The organism is Pelodictyon phaeoclathratiforme BU-1, assembly GCF_000020645.1.
GTDB lineage: Bacteria > Bacteroidota > Chlorobiia > Chlorobiales > Chlorobiaceae > Chlorobium > Chlorobium phaeoclathratiforme.
Window position 1 is genome coordinate 198,345 of record NC_011060.1, and the last position, 20,741, is coordinate 219,085.

Consider the following 20,741-nt stretch of genomic DNA (forward strand, 5'->3'; position numbering starts at 1 on the left):
TTCTGATTTGTATTTCAGAAAAAGCGGTGTATATTAACACCCCATCAGCGAAAATAATGCTGATACAGATTCCGTGGTAGCTCAATGGTAGAGCATGCGACTGTTAATCGCAGGGTTGCAGGTTCGAGTCCTGCCCGCGGAGCACAAAAAAAGGCAGTACACTTAAGCGGTGTAGTGCCTTTTTTCTTTTCAGTCCATCGGATATAGCGCTTTGTAAAGTTTTTCTCGAAACCACAACAATGGCACACATTCTATAATGAGAGCTGATTATCTGAATTTTATTGCTGACTCTTTACTGAGCAGTTGATACAGGTTTGAAATTCATGATGAATCATGTATGTATTTGTTTCTGTTTTTTTTATTTTCAGTGAAAGTGATTTAAGTCATCTGTTGAATTTCTGTGCTGACATGCGTGCAACGAACCTGAAAAACCTCCTGCTCTCCCTGGCCTTGCTGCTACTCAGCATAGTGGCTCCGGAGGGAGGTGTCTTTTAGTTCGTTTTTCAGCCAGAGAGTGAACATTGTCGAAGCCGCCACCCTTTTCGGGTTGGTGGCTTTTTTCGTTTAAAGGATAAAAAAGGAAAAGGCGTTATGAAAAAGATGAAGTATCGGAAGTATGCAGCGTATCCTTCGGTGGCCATTACCGCAAGGAGCTGGCCTGACAAGAGCATTACGAAAGCGCCGATATGGTGCAGTGTCGATCTTCGTGACGGAAACCAGGCGCTGCCCGTGCCGATGAGCGTTGAGGAAAAGGTAACCATGTTCCAGCTTCTTGTTTCTATTGGTTTCAAGGAGATTGAGGTTGGTTTTCCCTCAGCTTCGGCTACGGAGTTTGCTTTTGCCCGTCGGCTTATCGAAGAGCGTCTTATTCCTGATGATGTGACGATTCAGGTGTTGACCCAGGCGCGGGAGCACCTGATACGCAAGACCTTCGATGCCATCAGCGGAGCGAAACATGCCATTGTTCATCTCTACAACTCGACATCGACTTTGCAGCGGGATGTGGTTTTCCGCAAAAACAGGGAGGAGATCAAGGCGATTGCTGTTGAAGGAACGGCGCTTGTTCGCCGCCTGAAGGATGAGAGTGGTAATGCGGGAATCCGTTTCGAGTACAGCCCTGAAAGTTTTACCGGTACGGAGCTTGATTATGCGCTTGATGTCTGTCATGCGGTTATGGATACCTGGGGCGCTTCTGCGGATGAAAAGATCATTCTGAACCTTCCCTCAACGGTTGAAATGTCGCAGCCGAATATTTATGCCGACCGCATTGAGTGGTTCTGCCGCAACATCAAGGCGCGGGATGCTGTTCTGATCAGTGTGCACGCTCATAATGACCGTGGAACTGCGGTTGCTACTGCTGAATTGGCGGTGATGGCCGGTGCTGACCGTGTTGAGGGCGCCTTGTTCGGTAATGGCGAGCGGTGTGGTAACATGGATGTTGTCATTATGGCGCTGAACCTTTTCAGTCAGGGCGTCGATCCTGAGCTGGATTTTTCCGATCTTCCACGGATACGTGAGGTTTATCGCCGCTGTACCCGTATGGATATTCATCCTCGTAATCCCTACTCGGGGGAGTTGGTCTATACGGCTTTTTCCGGTTCGCATCAGGATGCAATCAGCAAGGGGATGAAAGCGCAACCTCTCTCACCCGGTGGGTTGTGGGCTGTTCCCTATCTGCCGATTGACCCTCAGGATGTTGGTTGCAATTATGAGGCTATCGTGCGTATCAACAGTCAGTCGGGTAAGGGTGGGGTGGCCTATGTGCTGGAGAAGGAGTATGGTATCCAGATACCGAAATGGATGCAGCCTGATTTTGCTGAAGTGGTACAGGCTGTTGCTGATACGACTGGTGTCGAGTTGTCGGTGGAGCAGATTCATGATCTTTTTCATGCTGAATATGTCAAACTCCGGCAGCCGATTACGCTCAAGAAGTGTCAGATCAGTTGGGATGATGAAGAGCCTCGTCGTCAGGATGAAGAGGATACCACCATAAGCTGTATCGTACAGACCCGGGAGAAGGAGTTCAATTTCACCGCACAGGGTAATGGTCCTCTTGATGCCTTTGTCAAAGGATTTGTGCGGGAGAGTGGAGTGGATTTCAGTGTTGATGAGTATGCAGAACATGCTATCGGGCGAAGCGCCGGGGCTCTTGCTATAGCTTATATCAAGATTGGCTGTACCGATGGACGGGTTTCTTTTGGTGCAGGGATCGATTCGAATATCAGTCTTGCCTCAATCAAGGCAACGGTAAGTGCCCTGAACAGACTGCCGTAACAGAACAGGAAACAAGGCGGTAACAGCTTTTTTATCTGCTTGTTACCGCTGGTTATCCTTTGGCGGAACGGCAGCATCTTTTTTGTATCTTGCGGATGTGTGGGTGCAGGGGATTCTCTCTTTCCTGCATTATCAAAGATTAAAAATGGTGAGTTTATGGTGAGGTTTGTGATAAAATGTATTGCGGTGCTGCCCCTTTTGCTTTTTTTTGCAGGATGCGTTCAGCCTGCAAGGAGAGGGAAGTTACAGGTTGTTGCTTCTATTGCACCCCTCTCCTACTTTGCAGAAAGGATCGGAGGCAGCCATGTTTCCGTTTCAGTAATGGTACCGCCGGGCGGAAACCCTCACAGTTATGAGCCTGCTCCCCGGCAAATGGTTAAACTCGGCGAGGCAACCCTTTTCATCAAGGCGGGTTCCGGGGTTGAGTTTGAGCTGGATTGGATGGATCGTTTTTTGTCGATCAACAGGGAGCTGAGGGTTTGTAATGGAGCAGAGGGTGTTCGCCTGATTCCGATAAAGCATCATGATGAACAAGAGACACATCATCACGAACAAGATGCACATCATCACGAAGGTTACGATCCTCATTACTGGCTCTCACCTGCAAACGGGGTGATTATTGCCCGAAATATCGAAAAAGCTCTTGTTTTGGCAGATCCGGCGCACAGGGATGATTATGCCGTGAACTGCAGTAAGCTTGTTGCGGAGCTGCAGGCGCTCGACAGGGAGATTCGACAGAAGGTTGCCAGCTTAAAGAGCAGGCGTTTTCTGGTTTTCCATCCGGCGTGGGGGTACTACGCCGAAGCATACCAGTTTGAACAGATCGCAGTTGAGGAGGAGGGCAAAACGCTTACTCCAGGGCAGATGCAGCGAGTTATTGAAAAAGCCAAAGCGAACCATATCAAGGTGGTTTTTGTCTCTCCCCAGTTTAATATTTCCCAGGCGAAAACCATTGCTGCAGAAATTGGTGGGGTAACCCGCAGTGTTGATCCCCTCGCTGCTGATTATCAGGAAAATCTCCGAAGTGCGACACAGGCGTTTAGCGAAAGCTTGCCATGACGACTCCTGTTATCGAGTGTAACCGGCTTTCGGTCGAGCTTGGGGGAGTAATGGTGCTTGATGGCGTGACCCTGTCAGTCTGCAAGGGAGATTATCTCGGTCTTGTCGGGCCAAATGGCGGGGGGAAGACCACATTGCTCAGGGTGATTCTTGGCTTGGAGAAATCATCCGGGGGGAGTGTGAGCGTTTTTGGTGCTCTGCCCGGAAGCTTTCCTGAGCGTATCGGTTATGTACCCCAGCGGCTGTTTTTTGACCGCGAATTTCCGATCAGTGTTCGTGAGCTGGTGCTTATGGGGAGGCTGTCGAAAAAAAAACTGTTTCAGCACTTTAACCGTATCGACAGGGAGAAGGCTGATGCGGCGCTTGGCGTGGCTGGTCTGGAACGGCTGGCTGATCGGAGGATTGGTACCTTGTCGGGAGGAGAGTTGCAGCGGACTCTTATTGCCCGGGCTCTTGCCGGGGAGCCCGAATTGCTGCTGCTCGATGAACCGACAGCAAGCGTTGATCCGCAGATGAAAACCACCATTTACGATTTGCTCGATAACCAGAAAAAAAAGCTCACCATAGTCCTTGTCAGCCACGATATCGGAGGAATAAAAGATCATGTGAGTGGAATTGCTACTCTGAACACTACCCTTTATGCTCCAAGAGATATTTGCCTTTGAATTCATGCGTAATGCGCTCCTTGCAGCACTGCTTTCCAGTGTTGCCTGTGGTGTTATTGGCACCTATGTGGTGGTCAAAAAGATTGGTTTTATCAGTGGAGGTATCGCGCATACGGCGTTTGGAGGGATTGGGCTGGGCTACTACCTTGGGATCAATCCGCTGCTTGGCGTTATTCCGTTCAGTTTGGCTGCAGCGCTGGCTATTGGTCTGTTGAGCAAGAAGGGAAAGGTTGCTGAAGATACCGCAATCGGAACGTTCTGGGCGGTCGGAATGGCCGTTGGAGTTCTTTTTATCGGCCTTAAGCCGGGGTATGCTCCCGATCTCTTCAGCTATCTTTTTGGCAATATTCTGACGGTTCCATCATTTGATCTGTGGATGATTCTGTTGCTCGATCTGCTTATTCTTGCTGTGGTATGGCTGCTGAGCAAGGAATTTCTTGCTATCTCGTTTGATGAGGAGTATGCTGCCGTATCGGGGTTGCAGACAACGGCACTCTATCTTGTAATGCTCTGTCTGATTGCCCTGACGGTGGTGGTTATGGTGCGTGTTGTGGGTATTGTGATGGTGATTGCGCTTCTGACGATTCCTGCAGCCATTGCGCGGATGCTGAGCCGCAGCTTGCCAGGGATGATGGTTCGGGCAGTTGTGCTTTCAGCGCTTTTCAGCATTTTGGGGCTCTGGCTCTCCTTTTTGCTTGATATTGCTTCCGGAGCAACCATTATTCTTGTTGCAGGGTTTTCCTTTTTTCTTGCGCAAGGATGGCGATTCGTCAGCACGTTCTTGAGGGGTCGATAACAGCACGGGCTGAATGTCTGCCCGTGCTCTCTCTCCTGAAGCGGTTCCGGGAGGTTTCCCAAAAACCCTTTAACCTCACCAATCATTTTTTTTGGCAAGTTCAGAGGTGTCTGGAGCAACCGGAAGCGGCAGGATGGTGTGTCAGGCTTTTACCTGGCGTTGCTCCTGGAGCATCATGAAGATTGCGAAAGCGGCACCCGGCAACCAGCCGAACAGCGTGAGAAGCCCGGTCAGCATGATCGTCCCGGCCTCTTTGTTTGTAACTGCAGCCGGGGGAAGAACAACTGCAAGAATCCATCTGCGAATATCCATCTTCAAGCTCCTTTTTTTTATGAAATAATCGTAAATTTAATACTTATACAGACAAGAAGCAATGCAAAAACTTTCTTCGGAGGTTCCGTTGTTGTTAACGGGTGATGCTATTTCTTGCATTTTAATTCTAAAATTGTAAATTGAGGTCCCTTCAGAAATAATCCTGAGTAAAAAGAGTGCTCTTGATTTGTTGAACATAAATAGAAAAAACTTGCTTAATAAAGTTCATCCCGACGTGGTTTTGGATGATGTTGATGAGGTCATTGATGAGCCGAATTTTAATAACCACAATACCTCTCCAGACCCGCCCAGTCCGTACGCTGACCTTGAAAAAAAGTATCGCAAAAATCGGTTTAACAAAAACAGAAGCAAAACATCTTCTGATTTATTTGGTGTGAACGGCGCTGGCAAGCATCCCGCTTCGAAAAGTGTGGATGGTAATCGGTTGCAGAAAAGAAAACCAAAAAAGAAAGCTTTTTCCAAGGCATCCCGCGTTACTTCAGGCAAACGTAACCCTTAACAGGCCAGGCAGGCAGCTCTTTTCAATAGTATTTTCACTGGTAAAGCAACGTTGCCGGTAGGGCAGGGTGTTTGCCTCCTGCAGCCAATACAAGGGATCAGTATGGCATTCGAAATACAGGCTCACCGGGGTGGAAGGGCCCTCTTTCCTGAAAATACCCTTCATGCTTTCTGTCATGCCGCCTCTCTTGGCATCAGGGTTCTTGAGCTTGATTTGGTTGTATCGAAAGATCATCAGATTCTTGTTTCCCATGATCCATGGCTTTCAGCCCCTCTCTGTGCTGATGCTCATGGTCATCAGTTGAGCGCTGAAGATCGGTTTCGTTACATCATTTATGAGATGAACTCTGCCGATATCGCCTCTTTTGACTGTGGGTTGCCTCATCCCTCTTTTCCGGGCCAGCTTCGTGTTGCTTCCTTCAAACCACCTCTTGCCACCGTATTCAGGGAGGTCGACTCCTATATAGTGTCGTCGGGTATGAAGGGAGAAATGATCTATAATCTTGAAATCAAATCGTGGCCAGACAAGGATGATTTGTTTCATCCGCCGCCTGACCAATATGCTGCGCTGGTTGTTCAGCTTATAGAAACTGCCGGGTTATCATTGCGAGTCAGGATTCAGTCTTTTGATGAGAGGGTGATTCGGGCTGCGTGGAGAGTGAACCCTCGGCTCTGTTATGGACTTTTGATTGAGGAGAGGCACAATCCCGACAGACTTATGCTGGAGCTTGGTTTTGTTCCCCGATATGTCAATCCCCATTTTTCTCTTGTTGAGAGGGAGATGACAGAAGCTTTTCATGAAAAGGGTATCGGCATGATACCCTGGACGGTCAACCGGAGGGAGGAGATGCTGGCCATGAAGTCGCTTGGAGCTGAAGGGATCATCACGGATTATCCCGAACGAGCAATTGCTCTTTTTGGTTTGCCGGATTAGCCCTCTTTATCGGGGAGCTCTTTTTTGTTTCAGCGTGAAGAGCCTGCTTTTTTCAGTGCACGCAAGAGAGCTTCAACTTTTGTTGTAATCCAGTCAGGGATTCGGCTCTCTTTTTCTCTGGAAGGGCTGTAAAGGATTCTGTCCAATGAGTCAAGCACAACGGGGAGTTCTGAGCGGGTTTCATCGGGGATTTTGATTTCCTGCATCGCATCGTTCAGCTCTGTCCTTGTCATACCTCCAGGGCTTTTTATGCCTGCCTCTTCCAGCAAGGTGAAAAGTTGCTCTTTCATGGTTCGGGCAGATTTTCCAGACGCTTCTGGTTGTTCACTTTTGTTTTCAGCCAGTACACGCTTTGCGTCCATAAGACGCTTTTTTCTTACCAAAACAATTGCTGCAGAGCTCATTACTATCAGCAATGCGATTGCAATGAAGATTGAGGTGATGGTTTTCTTTTTTTCTGTAGAGGTATTGAGAGGAGCACTTTCGTCGGCTGTAGCTTGTTGTGCTGTTGAGTCGACTGTTATGGTGAGAGGTTGTGCGTAAAGAGTGCTGAACCGTTTTGTTTCAGGATTGAAAACAACAAGCGGTGTTGCGGTGATCTGAAAAACACCTTTCGATTGGGGCCAGACTACCATTGTTGAGATAATAGTGCCCGATGTCAACTCTGACTCTTTTGACAGGATTGTTTTTCTTTCCGGAGGGTTACGACGAAAACTCTCGTGGATGAGCAGGCTGGGAAGTTCAAGGGTAAGGAGGCTCCCTGTTCCGGCGAGTGTCAGTTTCAGGGAGAGTGGCTCTCCTGTTTTGAGCTTTTGCTTGTCGGCCATGAGGTTGAGCGAGAAGAGGCCTACTGCCCCGGAAAGTTTATCCGGAACGGGTTCCGGCAGGGCATGGACAGAGATGGTAAGCGCGGGCGCTGTTATACGGAAACGGTTGTCAGGGAGTACTTTTCCATCCATTGCGACGTTATCCTGCGGGATGGTGCACAGCATGCTGTAGCCTGACAAGGTGATTTTGCCACTCTGGATGGGTACCACTTTGAACTGCTTGATGACGGCACTTCTGAACTGCTTTCCCTGAATTGTTACCGGGATACTTCTGATAAAGCGTTCTGTTTTGGTTTCACTTGCCCATACTCCCTGAAGAGAAGGAGCTACTTCATCAGATATTTTTGGTGCGTCAGTATTAAAATAGAGCCGATAGGTCAGGAGTACCTCCTGGCCTACAAAGGGGTGATCGTTGTTTATTGAGGAGGCAAGGAATGGCTCGGTTTCGAGCACCTTTGACGCTCCGGCGAATGCCGGAACGCAAAGGAGCGCCAGGATAAGCAGTAAAAAAGGGCGGTAGCGATAACGAGCGAAGCCTGTGGCCATATCGATTATTTCATGAGTTCTCTGGAGCGTGCCGCAGCGGCGGCAACTGTTTCAACCAGAATCTGCCGGATATTTTTTTCATCCATGACCTTCAGTCCAGCTTCTGTTGTTCCTCCTGGAGTTGTAACATCCCGTTTGAGCTCTGCCGGGCTTTTCTGTCCAGAGAGTACCATTGTTGCGGCCCCGATCATGGTTTGTGCACCAAGGAGGAGGGCTTCAGCAGGGGAAAGGCCGCACTGTACACCTCCCTCGGCCAGAGCATCCAGAATATGGAACATGTAGGCCGGTCCGCTGCCGGAGAGGGCTGTTGCTGCATCCATCTGCGACTCATCAAGGATCGCCACCTGGCCAATGGAACGGAAAAGGTCAGAGGCAAGAAGGAGATCTTCGTCTGTAGCCATTTTCCCCCGGCAAAGAGCGGTCATTCCCTTTCCAACAAATGCTGGTGTATTAGGCATTACCCTGATAACACGTGTTTCCGCTTGTGCAAATTTCCTGATAAACTCCGAGGAAATTCCCGCTGCAACGCTGATAAGCAGGTGTTTGGCGCCGAGAACGGGTTTCAGCTCCCCGAGTACCTCTTCCATCTGGTAGGGTTTGACGGCAAGAATAATGACCTGTGATTTCAGGGCAAGTTCTATAATTGAGAGGCATGGCAAAACAGGGTAATCGGCGGCAATGGAGGCAAGAGCGGCTGGTTCCTTGTCAAATCCTGCAAGAAAAGTCCCTTCTCTCTGGCTGAGTCCGGCAATAAGCGCACGGGCAATTCTTCCTGTTCCGACAAAGCCAATATGAAGATCGTTCATGAAATTATTTTTTATGAATGAAAAGAGCATACCGATATGTACACTTTTTCATCCGATTTTCCATCCTTACAGAGGAGGCCTCTCTCTTGCCAGCTCTGTTATGTGAACGAAATCTGATGCGTTTGAGGAGGGCAGAGTCGGCTGTTTACACGGAGATTGCTGTGTGATGATAGGCTGTACAGGAGCCAGGGGGAGTAATGCCAATATTCCATCGAGGCATCTCAGGCAGGAAAGCGAGGGCATTTTTGACTGCTATCAGGGCCCGGAATGAACAAGAACAAAGCGGGATCTTCTCCCGCTTTGTTTAGAATCGTGAAAGCGGTACTCTTTATTTGCTCTGCTGGATCATGAACGCTACAGCATTGCCGACCTGGGCGTCGGTGAGCTTTGGATTACCACCTTTTGCGGGCATCATCCCTTTTTTGCCTGTGAAGCCTTTGATGGATTTGCTGACAAGTACAGCCTCTCCCAAGGAGAGACGGGGTGCCCATACCGCCTTATCGCCGGTTTTAGGAGCTCCCATTATGCCGGTCTTGTGACAGGTTGAACAGTTGGCGTCGTACACGGTTTTTCCTGCTGCGGCATTGTAGGCAGCCTGGGCATCGGTTGAGCTCATGGAAAAAACAAAAAGTGCGCAAAAGGCGGCTGAAAGAAAACGAGACATAGAGGATCCTCCCTTGGAATTATTATTTGAGTTTATGGTTACGGCTGATGCCGCCAAAGAAAATGAAAGACCCCAATTTTACCATTTTAACCGTATCAATCCAAATGGTTTCGATATCTGCGCCGTTAAGAAACGGATTAAGAATCAGATGGCAGGAGTGTACTTTCCATTCGGGAAAGAGAGACGGGAGCTGCGTTCTGCAGATCCCGCTCAATAAAAAAAGGAGCTTCCTTTACTTTGATTTGTCGGCCATGAAGGCGACAGCGTTGGTTACCTCTTCATCTGTCAAACTGGCGTTGCCACCTTTTGCCGGCATCATGCCTGCTTTACCTGTGAAGCCGTCAATTGATTTTTTAGCCATCACTTCTACCCCCTGAGCAATACGGGCACTCCAGGCGGCTTTGTCTCCGGGTTTCGGTGCACCCATCATACCCGCGTCGTGACATGCGGCACAGTTTGTGTCATAGATGGTTTTTCCTGCGGCAAGTTTTGGGTCTGCCGGTGCTTCTTCCTTTACTGGCTCGGCAACCGGAGCAGCGGCTGGTGCAGCAACTGGTGCGGCGTCAGTCTTTGCTTCAGGAAACTCAAGAGAGGCTGGTGGTTTTTCAAGGCCGCATGCACCGAGGAAAAAGAGTCCTACGGTCAAAAAAGGCAGGAAAGGCTTCATGGTCATTGTTGAAACAGGTTTTGATTGTTGTGCCGGGTGTGGTTCAGAAATCATGACAGACAGTTTAAAAATTATTCGGCGTATGGCAAAATGGTTTTTTTGTATGTTTTTTTTCCATCTGTTGCTGTAAATCGTGGCGGGAAAGTCTGTAGAGATGGGCGTAGAAGAGATTGAAGAGCATCACGGCACTTTTTGCTTGTGGAGCTCTCACGCCTCTGATAAGGGCATTTTTGATGCTGAACACTTGTCGTGTAAGGAGTGAATAGCTCTCGACAAAGGCGTCGAGAGGAATGTTTTTTGGCTGGTAAAGCATCTCCTGGCCGAACGAATAACGATATGCGGTAACATCAAGGGGATCGAACAGCAGTCGTCCCTCTTCGCGGAGTCGTTCGAAAACCTTTGTCCCAGGAATGGGGCGCAAAATATTGATGCCGGGAACGTCGAGCTTTGTCTGGTTTATGAAATCAAGGATTGCGGCCGGAGTGTCGAGCGTGTCGCCGTCGAGACCGTAAATGAAACTGCCGTAAAGGCTGATTCCTGCTTCCCGGATATTTTTAATTGCGCAGACAAGTTCACCCGCCCGGTTTTGATTTTTTTTATGTGCATGTCGGCTTTTTGCTTCGATACTCTCAATACCAACCAGGAGAGCCTGGCATCCAGAACGGGCGAAGGTTTCAAGCAGTTCATGCTGCTGGCCGAGGGTGGTTGTGGATTGTCCGAACCAGCGGATTTTGAGGGGGATGAGTTGCCGGAAAAGTTCCTGGGCATAGAGGGGATCGGCGTTTATGGAGTCATCAACAAAAAAGAATATTCTCTGGTCATGAAGTTTAAAGCGTTCAACTTCACTGACAACGTCAGCAATTGCTCTTCTGCGGAGAGTATGGCCGTTCAGGAGATGCACATTGCAGAAGTCGCAGTTGTACTGGCACCCCCTTCCTGTCTGGATAAGGTTTGTGGTGAAGTATCGGTTTTTGACCAGTGATCGTTTACTGACAGGCCTTGAGATGTTGAGATCGGGAAAGTTGGCGGATTGATAGAGCGGTTTGAGTCTCTCTGTTGTGAGGTCGGTCAGTACCTCCTTCCAGAGGTCATCAGCCTCTCCAAGTACAAGAACATCTGCATGGGGTTTGCAGGAGTCGGTGAAGAGCGTTACATGTGCGCCTCCGAGGACAACTGCAATTCCTCTGGAACGGAGTTGATCGGCAAGAGTGAACGCTTTTCTTGCCATTCCTGTCTGGACGCTTATGCCTACCAGATCCCATGTTTTATCAAAGGGAAATTCCTCGAATCGCATGTCGCAGATCGACTGCTCGACTCCCGGTACGTCAAGAGAGCTCAGGATCATGAGCGAGAGCGGTGGAATAGCAAACTGACTCTGTTTGATCAAGCTTCTGAGTGAGTGGTTGAAGCTCCGTAACAGAGGGTTGCTCCTTTTCTCGTCGTAAAGAGAACGGGCACCATCAACACCGCTTTCCGATGGAAGAAAAACCAGCAGAACATTTTTTTGTCTCGGCATGCTCTATGCTACCAGTCCCGATTATTTTTGCTACCCTGCGCAGTCGATTTTGTTCTCAGGGGGAGGTGCCGCATCAGCGCAGTTTCATCCTGCCGGGCATGGTCAAGCAGACGTTCAGCACTATCATTGCTGATACCCGAGGGCGGTGGAGAGGCGCTTTTTTTGCCGGAGCTGGATGAAGAGGGGTGCTCGGATTGCTCAAGTTCATAAAGGTAACGGCGGACAATTTCATAGTTGATTTTTGCATCACCCTCATCAGGATCAGTTAACAGTACCGTTTTGAAGCGATTGAGCGATTGGCGGAAAAGTATCTTTTTTTCTGCTTTTCCGTTGCTTCCGATAGCTTTCATTGCGAGGGTGTTGCCTTCATTGAATATCGCTTTCACGCCGAGTTCTTTTTGTCTGCCCTCAGCTTTTGATCTGAGAGCAAACAGTGTTGCGGCTTCAGGATATTTTCCCTGCATATAGAGGGCGCAGGCAAGATTGAAGCTGGCAACCCCCCTCTCGTTTTGTTCAGGAAGGGCTGCCAGCTCCCGATAAACGGTTTCTGCCCGGCTGTAAGCGTGCCGTTCATAGAATGCATCGGCTTTGAGTCGTAAACGATACTCCCCCAGCATCTCCTGCATTGAAGGTGCGAGAGCAAAAACAAGCAGGAGTGTGTGCAGCAGCATCATGGCAAAAGCGCTTTCGTGGCTTAGTTGCCAAGAAATGCTTTTTGTACAGCGCTGACGCCCGCGCCAATTTCAAAATCAAAGTTGATCTCCTTCAGCGCACGTTCAATCCCACCGATGACGGTCAGCATGTCGAGCTCATCGTAGAAACCAAGATGAGAGATACGGAAAATCTTGTCCTTGTACTCATCCTGACCAGCGGCAACGGTTATGCCATTGCTGTTTTTCAGCGCTTTGTTGAATGCCGACCACTTTACCCCTTCAGGGATCCATACGGGAGTAACGGCAAACGACGGGGAGTTGCTGAAGAGCTTCATGCCAAGCGCATTACATCCCTGACGGCAAGCATTGGCAAGGCTTTCGTGCCGTTTCCAGATATTTTCAATCCCTTCAGCCTTGATCATCTGCAATGCCTCATCAAGGCCGATTACCAGCGAAACAGCCGGAGTGAAAGGAGTGTCGTCGCCAGCATGGGCTTTCAGGGCTTTTTTCAGGCTCATGTAATACTGTGGCATACCGCTTTGGCCCTTGATGATATCCTGGGCTCTTTCGGATATGGCTACCAGCGCAAGCCCCGGTGGCATCATCAGTCCTTTCTGTGAACCGGTGATGCAGACATCGACGCCCCAGTCATCAAAATGGAACTCATGTGCCCCGACCGCAGTAATGCCATCAACCAGCACCAGTGCGTCTGACTCTTCACGGATCAGTGCACTGAGTGTTTTGATATCAGCAGCCGTGCCCGTTGAGGTTTCCGAATGGGTAAGGCAGACAGCTTTTGCGTCCGGATGCTCCTTGAGCAGCTCTGCCATTCTTTCTGGTTGAATGGCGGAACCCCATGCCACCTTTTCCTCAACGCAATTTCCGGTAAAGACGCGTACCAGTTCTCCCCAACGTTCGCCAAACTTGCCGGCATTGATGGTAATGACCTTGTCGCCCTGTTTGAAGATGCTCGAAATTGTTGCTTCCATGCCGCCAGTCCCCGAACAACTGAGCACAACAACAGGCTGGGTTGTTCGGAACAGATACTTGAGATCGGCGTGAACCCTGGTCAGAATCTCCATGAACTCGGGGTTCCTGTGATGGATAATCGGTGCGGCCATGCGAAGCATGACATTTTCTGGCACAGGGGTTGGCCCTGGTGTAAATAGTCTTTTTTTCATCTCTTCAGAAGAATGGGTTACGTTAAATCCATAAGTGAGGTGAACTCTGCAAAGAGGTAATGGGAGTCGTGTGGTCCAGGAGCGGCTTCAGGATGGTACTGCACCGAAAAGCAGGGTAGATGCCGGTGTTTTACACCCTCTACGGTATTATCATAAAGGTTGAGGTGAGTCATTTCAAGCTCATCGGGCAGTGACTCCATCTCTACAGCAAAACCATGATTTTGTGAGGTTATCTCTATTTGGTTGCTGGCGAGGTTTTTAACCGGGTGATTGCTGCCGTGGTGGCCGAATTTCAGCTTGTAGGTTTCTGCGCCGAACGCCAGCGAAAGCAGTTGGTGACCAAGGCAGATACCGAAAATCGGTAATGGCTTTGTCGTGCGGTTATAATCGACAAGCTGTTTGATGGTCTCGATTGCATAACCGACGGCTGAAGGGTCACCAGGTCCGTTTGAGAGAAAAACTCCGTCCGGATTAAGCTGGATTATCTCATCAGCGGATGTTCCGGCCTTAAGAACTGTTATGCGGCACCCTGCATCTTGCAGCATGCGCAGGATATTGGTTTTGATGCCGTAATCAAGTGCTGCTACATGATAGCGGGCGTTCTCCTTTTCAAGGGTATAATTTTCTTTGGCTGTAACAGTTTTGACCAGATCACGGCCACTCATTTCAGGGCTTTGAAGCGCTGTCTCTCTCAGCTTTTCGTCGTCTGTTTCAAGGGCGGAAATAACGCCTCTCATGGCCCCTTTTTCACGGATTTCGCGTACAAGCTTGCGGGTATCAATACCGGCAAGACCCATTACACCAGCTCTTTTGAGACAGGAGTCAAGACTTTCAGTGGCTTCGAAGTTACTGTGAACGCGCGACACTTCATGGACAATGAAAGCCGAAGCCCATATTTTTTCCGATTCATTATCCGTCGGGTTGATACCGTAGTTTCCTATCAGCGGATAGGTCATCATCACCATCTGGCCGGCATAGGATGGGTCGGTGAGAATTTCCTGGTATCCGGTATGCGATGTATTGAAAACCACCTCGCCAGTTGTTTCTCCGATGTGACCAAACGCGGTTCCATGATAGACTGAACCATTTTCCAGGACCAATTTTGCTGCTGTTGGTTGCATGTTGCTTCTCATTCCTTGGTCGTGAGTTTATCGCTGGTTTCCTGTTTTTCTATATTGGCAATAGCGGTACGGTCGAACTTGATTTTTGTGGTCTCACTTACCTGGACCAGAACGGTTTTCTTTTCCGTGTCAATTCCGGCAACGGTACCATGAGCGCCGCCTATGGTGACAACCTTGTCGCCTCTTTTCAGGCTGTCGAGAACTTTTTCACGATCCTTCTGCTTTTTTTGCTGGGGACGGATCATGAAGAAGTAAAATACAATGAAGATAAGAACCAGGGGGACAATCTGAATGAGCGGATTTGGCGCCGCCTGTCCTGCTACGGGTGGTGCAAAGAGGAGGAGTGGCTGTATGAAGTTATGCATGGTATTGTCGTGATTTTAAAAAAACGTAACGGTTTTTTTCTGCTCAGTAATGTAATGTATTTATGGAACTATTTCAATCATGCCATCCTTGAGCCAGCGGCAAAGCTTGCGTAAGGCGCGATATTGTAGCAGCATTCAGCCTTCATGCCCCGTGAGAGTTTAAGTGCGGCAAGGGTAGCGATCATGGCGGCATTATCGGTTGAGTAGACAGTCCCCGGAACATGGAGCGTAATGCCCTCTCTCTTGCAAGCCTCTTTCATGGCTCTTCGTAATGCTGAGTTTGCACTGACTCCTCCGGCAATTGAAACACTCTTGATACCTCTGCTTCGCGCTGCTGCAATGGTTTTTTCAACCAGTACGCTGACGATGGCATACTGGATGGATGCGGCAATATCGGCTTTATGGTGTTCGATGAATTCAGCGCTCTGTTTTTGCAGCCAGGTGAGTACGGAGGTTTTCAGGCCGGAAAAACTGAAATCAAAATTTCCGAGGTAGTTTTTACTGGTCTGCGATTTTGAGGTGAGCGCTCGTGGAAAGAGGTGGAAAGCGGGATCTCCCTTTTCTGCCAGTTTGTCAATTACCGGGCCTGCCGGATAGGGGAGGCCGAGCATCTTGCCGGTTTTGTCGAACGCCTCTCCAGCGGCATCGTCGAGCGTTCGACCGATCACGCTGTAGGAGAGATCAGGCTCAACAACGGAGAGCAGGGTATGGCCGCCGGAAACTGTCAGCGACACAAAAGCGCCTTCAGGGGAGGAGTGGAAAGGATCCTCCTGAATAAAGGGAGAGAAGATATGGGCTTCGATGTGATTGACCGGGACAAAAGGGATTTGGAGCGCATACGCCATGCCCTGGGCAAAACAGAGTCCGACCATGACGGCGCCGATTAAGCCCGGACCGGCGGTCGCGGCTATGACATCCAGATCATTTTTTGTTATATTGGCCTCAGTTACGGCAGCGTCCACAATTGAAACAATAAGCCGTTCGTGTTCACGTGAAGCCAGTTCCGGTACAACACCGCCAAAGTGTGCGTGACAGCGCTGGGAACTGACAACATTCGAGCGCACCTGTCCGCTGCAAAGCACGGCTCCCGATGTTTCGTCACAACTGGTTTCTATGCCTAAAATATTCATGGTATCCTTATTTCAGTATAGGTTATGGGCAAAGCTAACAATCCAGGCAATAATAGCAAACAGCGTGAGAAGGTAAGCGCTTTCCATGTGCTTTTGATCCTTGTCGGAGCAAACATTATGCTTCTTATGGCTCCTGATCTCGGTCTTCTTAACAGTATGCTCTATATCCCCGATCTCTACACATGGTCAGCGACGGCTATTGGGTTTGCACTGCTGATTCTGGGATTCAGGGGTTTTATGAAGAAAATTTGAAGATGATGTGGTATTTCCGGCACAGCCCAATGAGGGAACCGGAAGGCTCTACCAAACCGGGAACCGTTTCCTTAACAGAGTTTACGCAGGAGGATTTACGATGCAACATGCAGTAGAACTGGAGGAGCTTGGAGAGCAGATAACGGAGGCCTCCCGTTTTCTTGAAAAAACAAGGGAGCAGCTTTCGCAGCGCATTATTGGTCAGCACGAGGTGATCAGCAGGATCTTTATTGCAATGCTGGTCAATGGCCACATTTTGCTTGAGGGGGTTCCCGGATTAGCCAAAACACTTATTATCAGGACATTTGCCGCTGCAATGAACCTGAAGTTCCAGCGTATCCAGTTTACCCCGGATATGTTGCCTGCCGATCTTATCGGCACCATGATTTACAATCCAAAAGATATGGAGTTCTATCCCCGAAAGGGGCCGGTTTTTGCCAACGTTATTCTTGCTGACGAAATAAACCGTTCTCCAGCAAAAGTACAATCTGCGCTTCTTGAAGCCATGCAGGAGCATCAGGTAACGATTGGCAGCCAGACTTTCCCTCTGCAGGAACCCTTTATGGTACTGGCGACCCAAAACCCGATTGAGCACGAAGGTACCTATATTCTTCCTGAAGCTCAGGTTGACCGGTTTATGATGAAGGTTCTTGTGGATTATCCCTCATACGACGAGGAACTTGAGATTATGTTGCAGTCGGCAACCACAGTCAGCGAGTTGCCGGTCATACCGGTTGTCCAGCCTCACGATATTTCAAGGGCAAGAGCCTTGATCGATAGAATTTATGTCGATCCAAGGGTACAGCGTTATATTGTCGATCTTGTTGTTGCTACCAGAAAACCGGCGCAGTATGGCATGGCTGAGCTTGAAGCCATGATTGAGTATGGCGCATCACCCAGGGCCTCGATATTTCTGCTTCTTGCGGCCAAAGCCCATGCATTCCTGCAGCATCGCCCCTATATAACACCGGAGGATGTAAAGACCATTGCCTACGATACCCTCCGCCACCGTATCAGACCGGGGTACGAAGCCGAGGCCGACAACATCAAGCCGGACGACATTATCCGCCAGATATTGCAGCATGTGCAGGTTCCATAACGTTGGCGGACGAACATGAGCACGGAGAAGAGTGTGGAAAAGAGTGAAGAGCATCTGAAGGAACTTCAGAATATTATAAGACGGGTTGAAATCCGCTCAAAGCGGATGGCCAGCGAACTGTTCAGCGGTGAATATCACTCCTCGTTCAAGGGAAAAGGTATTGAGTTCAGTAATGTGCGTGAGTACCAGTATGGCGATGATGTCCGCTCTATTGACTGGAATACCTCTGCCCGAAAACATGAATTATATGTCAAACTCTTTACCGAGGAGCGCGAACGGAGTTTATTGCTTGTTGTTGACGCATCGGCATCAATGCTTTTCGGCAGCCGGGAGCACAGTAAAAAGGAGGTTGCTCTTGAAGTGAGTGCCGTCCTTGCGTTCAGCGCCCTTCAGAACAATGATAAGGTTGGGCTTCTTGTCTTTACTGATCGTGTTGAAACCTATATTCCACCTCGCAAGGGGCGCCATCATGTGCTGGTGATTCTCGAAGAACTTATTCGGATGAAGCCAGGGAACTCTGCCACCAACATCAACGCAGCCCTCTCTTTTGTTCGTTATACCCGCCAGCGGCAGGAAATCATTTTTCTTTTGACGGATCTGGTGGACAGCGACTATGAAAAAGGTATGAAGCTTCTTAATACCCGTCACGATTTTATTCTTGTGCATATCAGTGACCCGCTCGATAAGGCCCTTCCCCTTAGCAGTCTGCTCGATATCGAAGAGCCTGAAACCGGTATGCGACTTACGCTTGATGGCGGAAGCCGTCGCGAAATAGAGCATTATCGGAGTGTGCAGTGCAAACATTATGAGGAACTTCGTCACCGCCTTCGGCGCATGCGTATTGATTCGCTGTTTCTTGATACCGATCGTTCGTTTATTGGTGATCTCAACTCATTTTTTCAGCACCGTGAACGCAAGGTTTGAAAGATACAGGGTCGGGCTCCGGAAGTGGCTTCCTTTTTTGCCGCTTTTCATCTTCCTGATGGTACTTTCCTCTTCCTTTTCCTCTGCAGCGGAAACGGTTCAGCCCACAATCACCGTGAAGGTTAATCCCGACACGGTTCTTGTTGGCGATCGCATGCACTATACCATCAGGGTCCGCCATTCGGAGCAAGAGGTTGCTTCACTTGAAGGGTTTGACAGAAGTGGCACTTCGGCTGAACAGCCCTTCGAATTGATCAGTCGTAAACATGTGGCTACTACCCCTTTTTCCGGTGCGGCAGAAGATTTGTTTGCGTTTGAATTTGGTGTGTTTGGTGCCGGTCACCAATCTATTCCATCCTTTACGGTGGTGATTCGAGATACAAAAGGAAAAATCGCTCAAAAAATAAACTACAGGCCAGCGACCACTCTTTTTGTTCGAGCGCTCACCGACTCTTCAATGCGAGAACTCAGGCCTATTAAGCCACCCCTGAAACCCTCGATTCCCTCTGTTTTGATCATGGGGCTCTTTTTTGGAGCATTTGGTATTGCAGGCATGGTACTTTTGTTGCTTTTTCTGCTCAAACGCACTGTACGTAACAGTGCGGAGAGGATCGATTCCGGACAGGTTGCCCAGCGAAAGCTCAAAAAACTTGGATCAAGTCTTTCAGCGGGAATGCCACCGCACGAATGCTATGAAGAACTCAGCAACATTATGCGCACCTTTCTTGAAAACCACTATCGTATCAGCGCACTTGAAGCCGTAACGCAAGAGATTGAGCGTGATTTGAAAAAGCTCGGTGTTGCCGGGTTTGAAAGTATCATGAATCTGCTTAAACAGGCTGATCTCGTCAAATTTGCCGACAGCCGTCCAGATGCTGAAGAGTCACGCCAGTCACTCAACAAAGCATCAGAGGTAATTCGTTCTGCCCGATCGTCAAAAGCTGAAGGATAAATCCGGTATCTGTTCTTTAGGGGGAAGGCTTCCTGAAGGTATCCGCAACAAGAGTTCTGTCAGTGCGTCGTATCAATACAAACAAGGGGAATGCATGTTTTTGGCATCCCCTTGTTGTTTCCTGTGTAATACCATTTTATTCAGCAACAAAGTGAGCTCTTCTGTTCTGAGCCCAAGCCTCCTCAGTGCTGCCGGTGGCAAACGGTTTTTCTTCCCCATAACTGACCGTCTTCAGGCGGACAGGATCAATACCAAGATTAATGGTGTAATTCCGGGCACTGTTTGCACGGCGCTCACCAAGAGCAAGATTATACTCATTGGTACCTCTCTCATCGCAATGGCCTTCGATGATAACACTGTTATTTTTGAAAACCTGCATCCAGTTGGCATTCGTCTTCAATTGTTCGACGGCATCCGCTCGAAGATCCGATTTATCAAAATCATAGAAAAGATCACCGAGGCCAGGCAAAATTATCTGAATCGGCGGTGGTGGTGGCGGTGGTGGTGCTGCTGCTGGAGCAACGACGACATCTTCCCCACAGCAGCAAGCCCCCAGAAAGAGCATGGCTGGAATAAACAGACTTCTCATTAAAGATTTCATTGGATTCTCCTGGTAATTGTAAGAGCTGGTTTTCAGATCAAGTCCTGAAAAAAAGTGTAACACAGGAGCGTCGGAGATCCTGTGTTACGTGAAATAATCGACAATTTTAGAACTCGACTCTCAGACCAAGCAGAGCACTGTGACTGACAATGTTGCTATTTATTCCTGAGGCGACCGGCGTATTGCTGCTGCTGGAAGCGTCAACCCAGTCATTTGTATAGGTAAAGTCCGTTGTTGCGAAATAGCGGTAGCGGAGATCCAGCTTAACGTTCTGGGACAGAGGAAAAGCAAGGCCTGCACCAAGCTGATAGGCAAGGGTGGTTGCGTGATCGTTATATCCCGGATTCGGATTATCATATAAGGCATTGGTTACTGGATCGTAGTTATATGAGAAATTCATATCATGAAATGAAACTTGGGCAATACCAACGCCAGCCGTAGCATAGAAATCAACCCCACCGCCGAGGTGCACGTCGTAGTAACCGTTACCCATCAATGACAGTGTTGAAACATCACCCCTCATGTCATAGCGCGATCCCTCCTGTGGATAATACTGTAATACATTATCCATGTTGCTGATGCCGGACTTCAATGTGTTCTGCTGATAGCCGACTTCGCCCTCAAGCCTGTAGTTCCCATAATCGCAGCCAATAGCTCCCAGTGCGTTGACACCCGAACCGAGGTCAAAATTAGAATTGCTATTGCCTCCAGCGCCCTGATAGGACTCTTCAGGTGTCATGTTATTCATTCGTGAAATGCCGCCCATACCGCTTATGTAGTGGGTTGCAGCTTGTACAGGGGTACTTGCAACACCTGTTACAGCCAGGAGTACGAGAAGTGCGAGCGTTTTTTTCATTGTGTTCTCCATGATTATTTTG

24 protein-coding genes and 1 tRNA gene are annotated in these 20,741 nt (G+C 49.0%); 12 read left to right on the top strand and 13 right to left on the bottom strand.

What is annotated here, in order from left to right; translation table 11 throughout:
• Positions 1 to 70 precede the first annotated feature (70 nt).
• The 5 genes from PPHA_RS01040 to PPHA_RS01060 all read left to right on the top strand — a co-directional run bounded on the left by PPHA_RS01040 (position 71) and on the right by PPHA_RS01060 (position 4,794).
• Positions 71 to 142 (top strand) — tRNA-Asn (locus PPHA_RS01040).
• A gap of 449 nt (positions 143 to 591) precedes the next feature.
• On the top strand, positions 592 to 2,274 hold the full coding sequence (gene leuA, locus PPHA_RS01045) for a 2-isopropylmalate synthase (RefSeq protein WP_012507037.1): 1,683 nt from the start codon (positions 592 to 594) through the stop codon (positions 2,272 to 2,274).
• A 156-nt stretch (positions 2,275 to 2,430) separates the two neighbouring features.
• Positions 2,431 to 3,333, top strand: coding sequence for a metal ABC transporter solute-binding protein, Zn/Mn family (locus PPHA_RS01050; RefSeq protein WP_012507038.1), 903 nt, complete (start codon positions 2,431 to 2,433; stop codon positions 3,331 to 3,333).
• A complete protein-coding gene (locus PPHA_RS01055; protein ID WP_012507039.1) occupies positions 3,330 to 3,998 on the top strand; it encodes a metal ABC transporter ATP-binding protein in 669 nt (222 codons plus the stop codon). The genes PPHA_RS01050 and PPHA_RS01055 overlap by 4 nt, the downstream gene beginning before the upstream one ends.
• The gene (locus tag PPHA_RS01060) at positions 3,973 to 4,794 is read left to right on the top strand and encodes a metal ABC transporter permease (protein ID WP_012507040.1); all 822 of its coding nucleotides are present in this window, start codon (positions 3,973 to 3,975) and stop codon (positions 4,792 to 4,794) included. Before PPHA_RS01055 ends, PPHA_RS01060 begins: the two co-directional genes overlap by 26 nt.
• A 141-nt stretch (positions 4,795 to 4,935) precedes the next feature.
• On the opposite strand, the gene PPHA_RS14840 is transcribed toward PPHA_RS01060, so the two are convergent.
• Positions 4,936 to 5,106: a YqaE/Pmp3 family membrane protein gene (locus tag PPHA_RS14840; protein WP_012507041.1), complete on the bottom strand. Its 171-nt coding sequence runs from the start codon at positions 5,104 to 5,106 to the stop codon at positions 4,936 to 4,938.
• A 211-nt stretch (positions 5,107 to 5,317) separates the two neighbouring features.
• Here PPHA_RS14840 and PPHA_RS01065 point away from each other — a divergent pair, with 211 nt between their 5' ends.
• A complete protein-coding gene (locus PPHA_RS01065; protein ID WP_012507042.1) occupies positions 5,318 to 5,626 on the top strand; it encodes a hypothetical protein in 309 nt (102 codons plus the stop codon).
• 102 nt (positions 5,627 to 5,728) lie between these two features.
• Positions 5,729 to 6,559 carry a glycerophosphodiester phosphodiesterase family protein gene (locus tag PPHA_RS01070; RefSeq protein WP_012507043.1) on the top strand — a complete coding sequence of 277 codons (831 nt, stop codon included), beginning with the start codon at positions 5,729 to 5,731 and terminating at the stop codon, positions 6,557 to 6,559.
• Between the two features lie 29 nt (positions 6,560 to 6,588).
• Here PPHA_RS01070 and PPHA_RS01075 read toward each other — a convergent pair whose 3' ends face one another.
• The 3 genes from PPHA_RS01075 to PPHA_RS01085 form a co-directional block, all read right to left on the bottom strand.
• Positions 6,589 to 7,932, bottom strand: coding sequence for a BatD family protein (locus tag PPHA_RS01075; protein WP_012507044.1), 1,344 nt, complete (start codon positions 7,930 to 7,932; stop codon positions 6,589 to 6,591).
• Positions 7,933 to 7,937: 5 nt separating this feature from the next.
• The gene (gene proC, locus PPHA_RS01080; RefSeq protein ID WP_041526602.1) at positions 7,938 to 8,738 is read right to left on the bottom strand and encodes a pyrroline-5-carboxylate reductase; all 801 of its coding nucleotides are present in this window, start codon (positions 8,736 to 8,738) and stop codon (positions 7,938 to 7,940) included.
• A 328-nt stretch (positions 8,739 to 9,066) separates the two neighbouring features.
• Positions 9,067 to 9,402 carry a c-type cytochrome gene (locus PPHA_RS01085; protein WP_012507046.1) on the bottom strand — a complete coding sequence of 112 codons (336 nt, stop codon included), beginning with the start codon at positions 9,400 to 9,402 and terminating at the stop codon, positions 9,067 to 9,069.
• Between PPHA_RS01085 and PPHA_RS01090 the strand changes: the two genes are divergently transcribed.
• The gene (locus tag PPHA_RS01090) at positions 9,353 to 9,619 is read left to right on the top strand and encodes a hypothetical protein (RefSeq protein ID WP_190274053.1); all 267 of its coding nucleotides are present in this window, start codon (positions 9,353 to 9,355) and stop codon (positions 9,617 to 9,619) included. The two genes, PPHA_RS01085 and PPHA_RS01090, sit on opposite strands and share 50 nt — an antisense overlap.
• A gap of 15 nt (positions 9,620 to 9,634) precedes the next feature.
• Here the strand turns inward: PPHA_RS01090 and PPHA_RS01095 are convergent, their stop codons facing one another.
• From PPHA_RS01095 to tsaD, 7 genes are all read right to left on the bottom strand, one after another.
• Positions 9,635 to 10,069, bottom strand: a complete 435-nt coding sequence (locus tag PPHA_RS01095; RefSeq protein WP_012507047.1) for a c-type cytochrome — start codon at positions 10,067 to 10,069, stop codon at positions 9,635 to 9,637.
• Between the two features lie 64 nt (positions 10,070 to 10,133).
• A complete protein-coding gene (locus PPHA_RS01100; protein ID WP_012507048.1) occupies positions 10,134 to 11,585 on the bottom strand; it encodes a B12-binding domain-containing radical SAM protein in 1,452 nt (483 codons plus the stop codon).
• An 8-nt stretch (positions 11,586 to 11,593) separates the two neighbouring features.
• Positions 11,594 to 12,259, bottom strand: coding sequence for a tetratricopeptide repeat protein (locus tag PPHA_RS01105; RefSeq protein WP_012507049.1), 666 nt, complete (start codon positions 12,257 to 12,259; stop codon positions 11,594 to 11,596).
• Positions 12,260 to 12,279: 20 nt separating this feature from the next.
• Positions 12,280 to 13,419 (bottom strand): pyridoxal-phosphate-dependent aminotransferase family protein, encoded by a 1,140-nt coding sequence (locus PPHA_RS01110; protein ID WP_012507050.1) that lies wholly within the window; start codon positions 13,417 to 13,419, stop codon positions 12,280 to 12,282.
• A 17-nt stretch (positions 13,420 to 13,436) separates the two neighbouring features.
• Entirely contained in the window at positions 13,437 to 14,540 is a 1,104-nt protein-coding gene (gene carA, locus PPHA_RS01115) for a glutamine-hydrolyzing carbamoyl-phosphate synthase small subunit (protein WP_012507051.1), read from the bottom strand.
• Positions 14,541 to 14,548: 8 nt separating this feature from the next.
• The gene (gene yajC / locus PPHA_RS01120; protein WP_012507052.1) at positions 14,549 to 14,905 is read right to left on the bottom strand and encodes a preprotein translocase subunit YajC; all 357 of its coding nucleotides are present in this window, start codon (positions 14,903 to 14,905) and stop codon (positions 14,549 to 14,551) included.
• 77 nt (positions 14,906 to 14,982) lie between these two features.
• Entirely contained in the window at positions 14,983 to 16,035 is a 1,053-nt protein-coding gene (gene tsaD, locus PPHA_RS01125) for a tRNA (adenosine(37)-N6)-threonylcarbamoyltransferase complex transferase subunit TsaD (RefSeq protein WP_012507053.1), read from the bottom strand.
• A 24-nt stretch (positions 16,036 to 16,059) separates the two neighbouring features.
• Between tsaD and PPHA_RS01130 the strand changes: the two genes are divergently transcribed.
• The 4 genes from PPHA_RS01130 to PPHA_RS01145 all read left to right on the top strand — a co-directional run bounded on the left by PPHA_RS01130 (position 16,060) and on the right by PPHA_RS01145 (position 19,262).
• Complete coding sequence (locus tag PPHA_RS01130; RefSeq protein ID WP_012507054.1) at positions 16,060 to 16,287, top strand: hypothetical protein; 228 nt, start codon at positions 16,060 to 16,062, stop codon at positions 16,285 to 16,287.
• A gap of 100 nt (positions 16,288 to 16,387) precedes the next feature.
• The gene (locus PPHA_RS01135) at positions 16,388 to 17,386 is read left to right on the top strand and encodes an AAA family ATPase (RefSeq protein WP_012507055.1); all 999 of its coding nucleotides are present in this window, start codon (positions 16,388 to 16,390) and stop codon (positions 17,384 to 17,386) included.
• A gap of 15 nt (positions 17,387 to 17,401) precedes the next feature.
• Complete coding sequence (locus PPHA_RS01140; protein ID WP_012507056.1) at positions 17,402 to 18,310, top strand: DUF58 domain-containing protein; 909 nt, start codon at positions 17,402 to 17,404, stop codon at positions 18,308 to 18,310.
• The gene (locus tag PPHA_RS01145) at positions 18,294 to 19,262 is read left to right on the top strand and encodes a hypothetical protein (protein ID WP_041526373.1); all 969 of its coding nucleotides are present in this window, start codon (positions 18,294 to 18,296) and stop codon (positions 19,260 to 19,262) included. The genes PPHA_RS01140 and PPHA_RS01145 overlap by 17 nt, the downstream gene beginning before the upstream one ends.
• Before the next feature lie 136 nt (positions 19,263 to 19,398).
• On the opposite strand, the gene pal is transcribed toward PPHA_RS01145, so the two are convergent.
• Entirely contained in the window at positions 19,399 to 19,863 is a 465-nt protein-coding gene (gene pal, locus PPHA_RS01150) for a peptidoglycan-associated lipoprotein Pal (RefSeq protein WP_012507058.1), read from the bottom strand.
• Positions 19,864 to 19,969: 106 nt separating this feature from the next.
• Positions 19,970 to 20,719: an outer membrane protein gene (locus PPHA_RS01155; RefSeq protein ID WP_012507059.1), complete on the bottom strand. Its 750-nt coding sequence runs from the start codon at positions 20,717 to 20,719 to the stop codon at positions 19,970 to 19,972.
• Between the last annotated feature and the right edge of the window lie 22 nt (positions 20,720 to 20,741).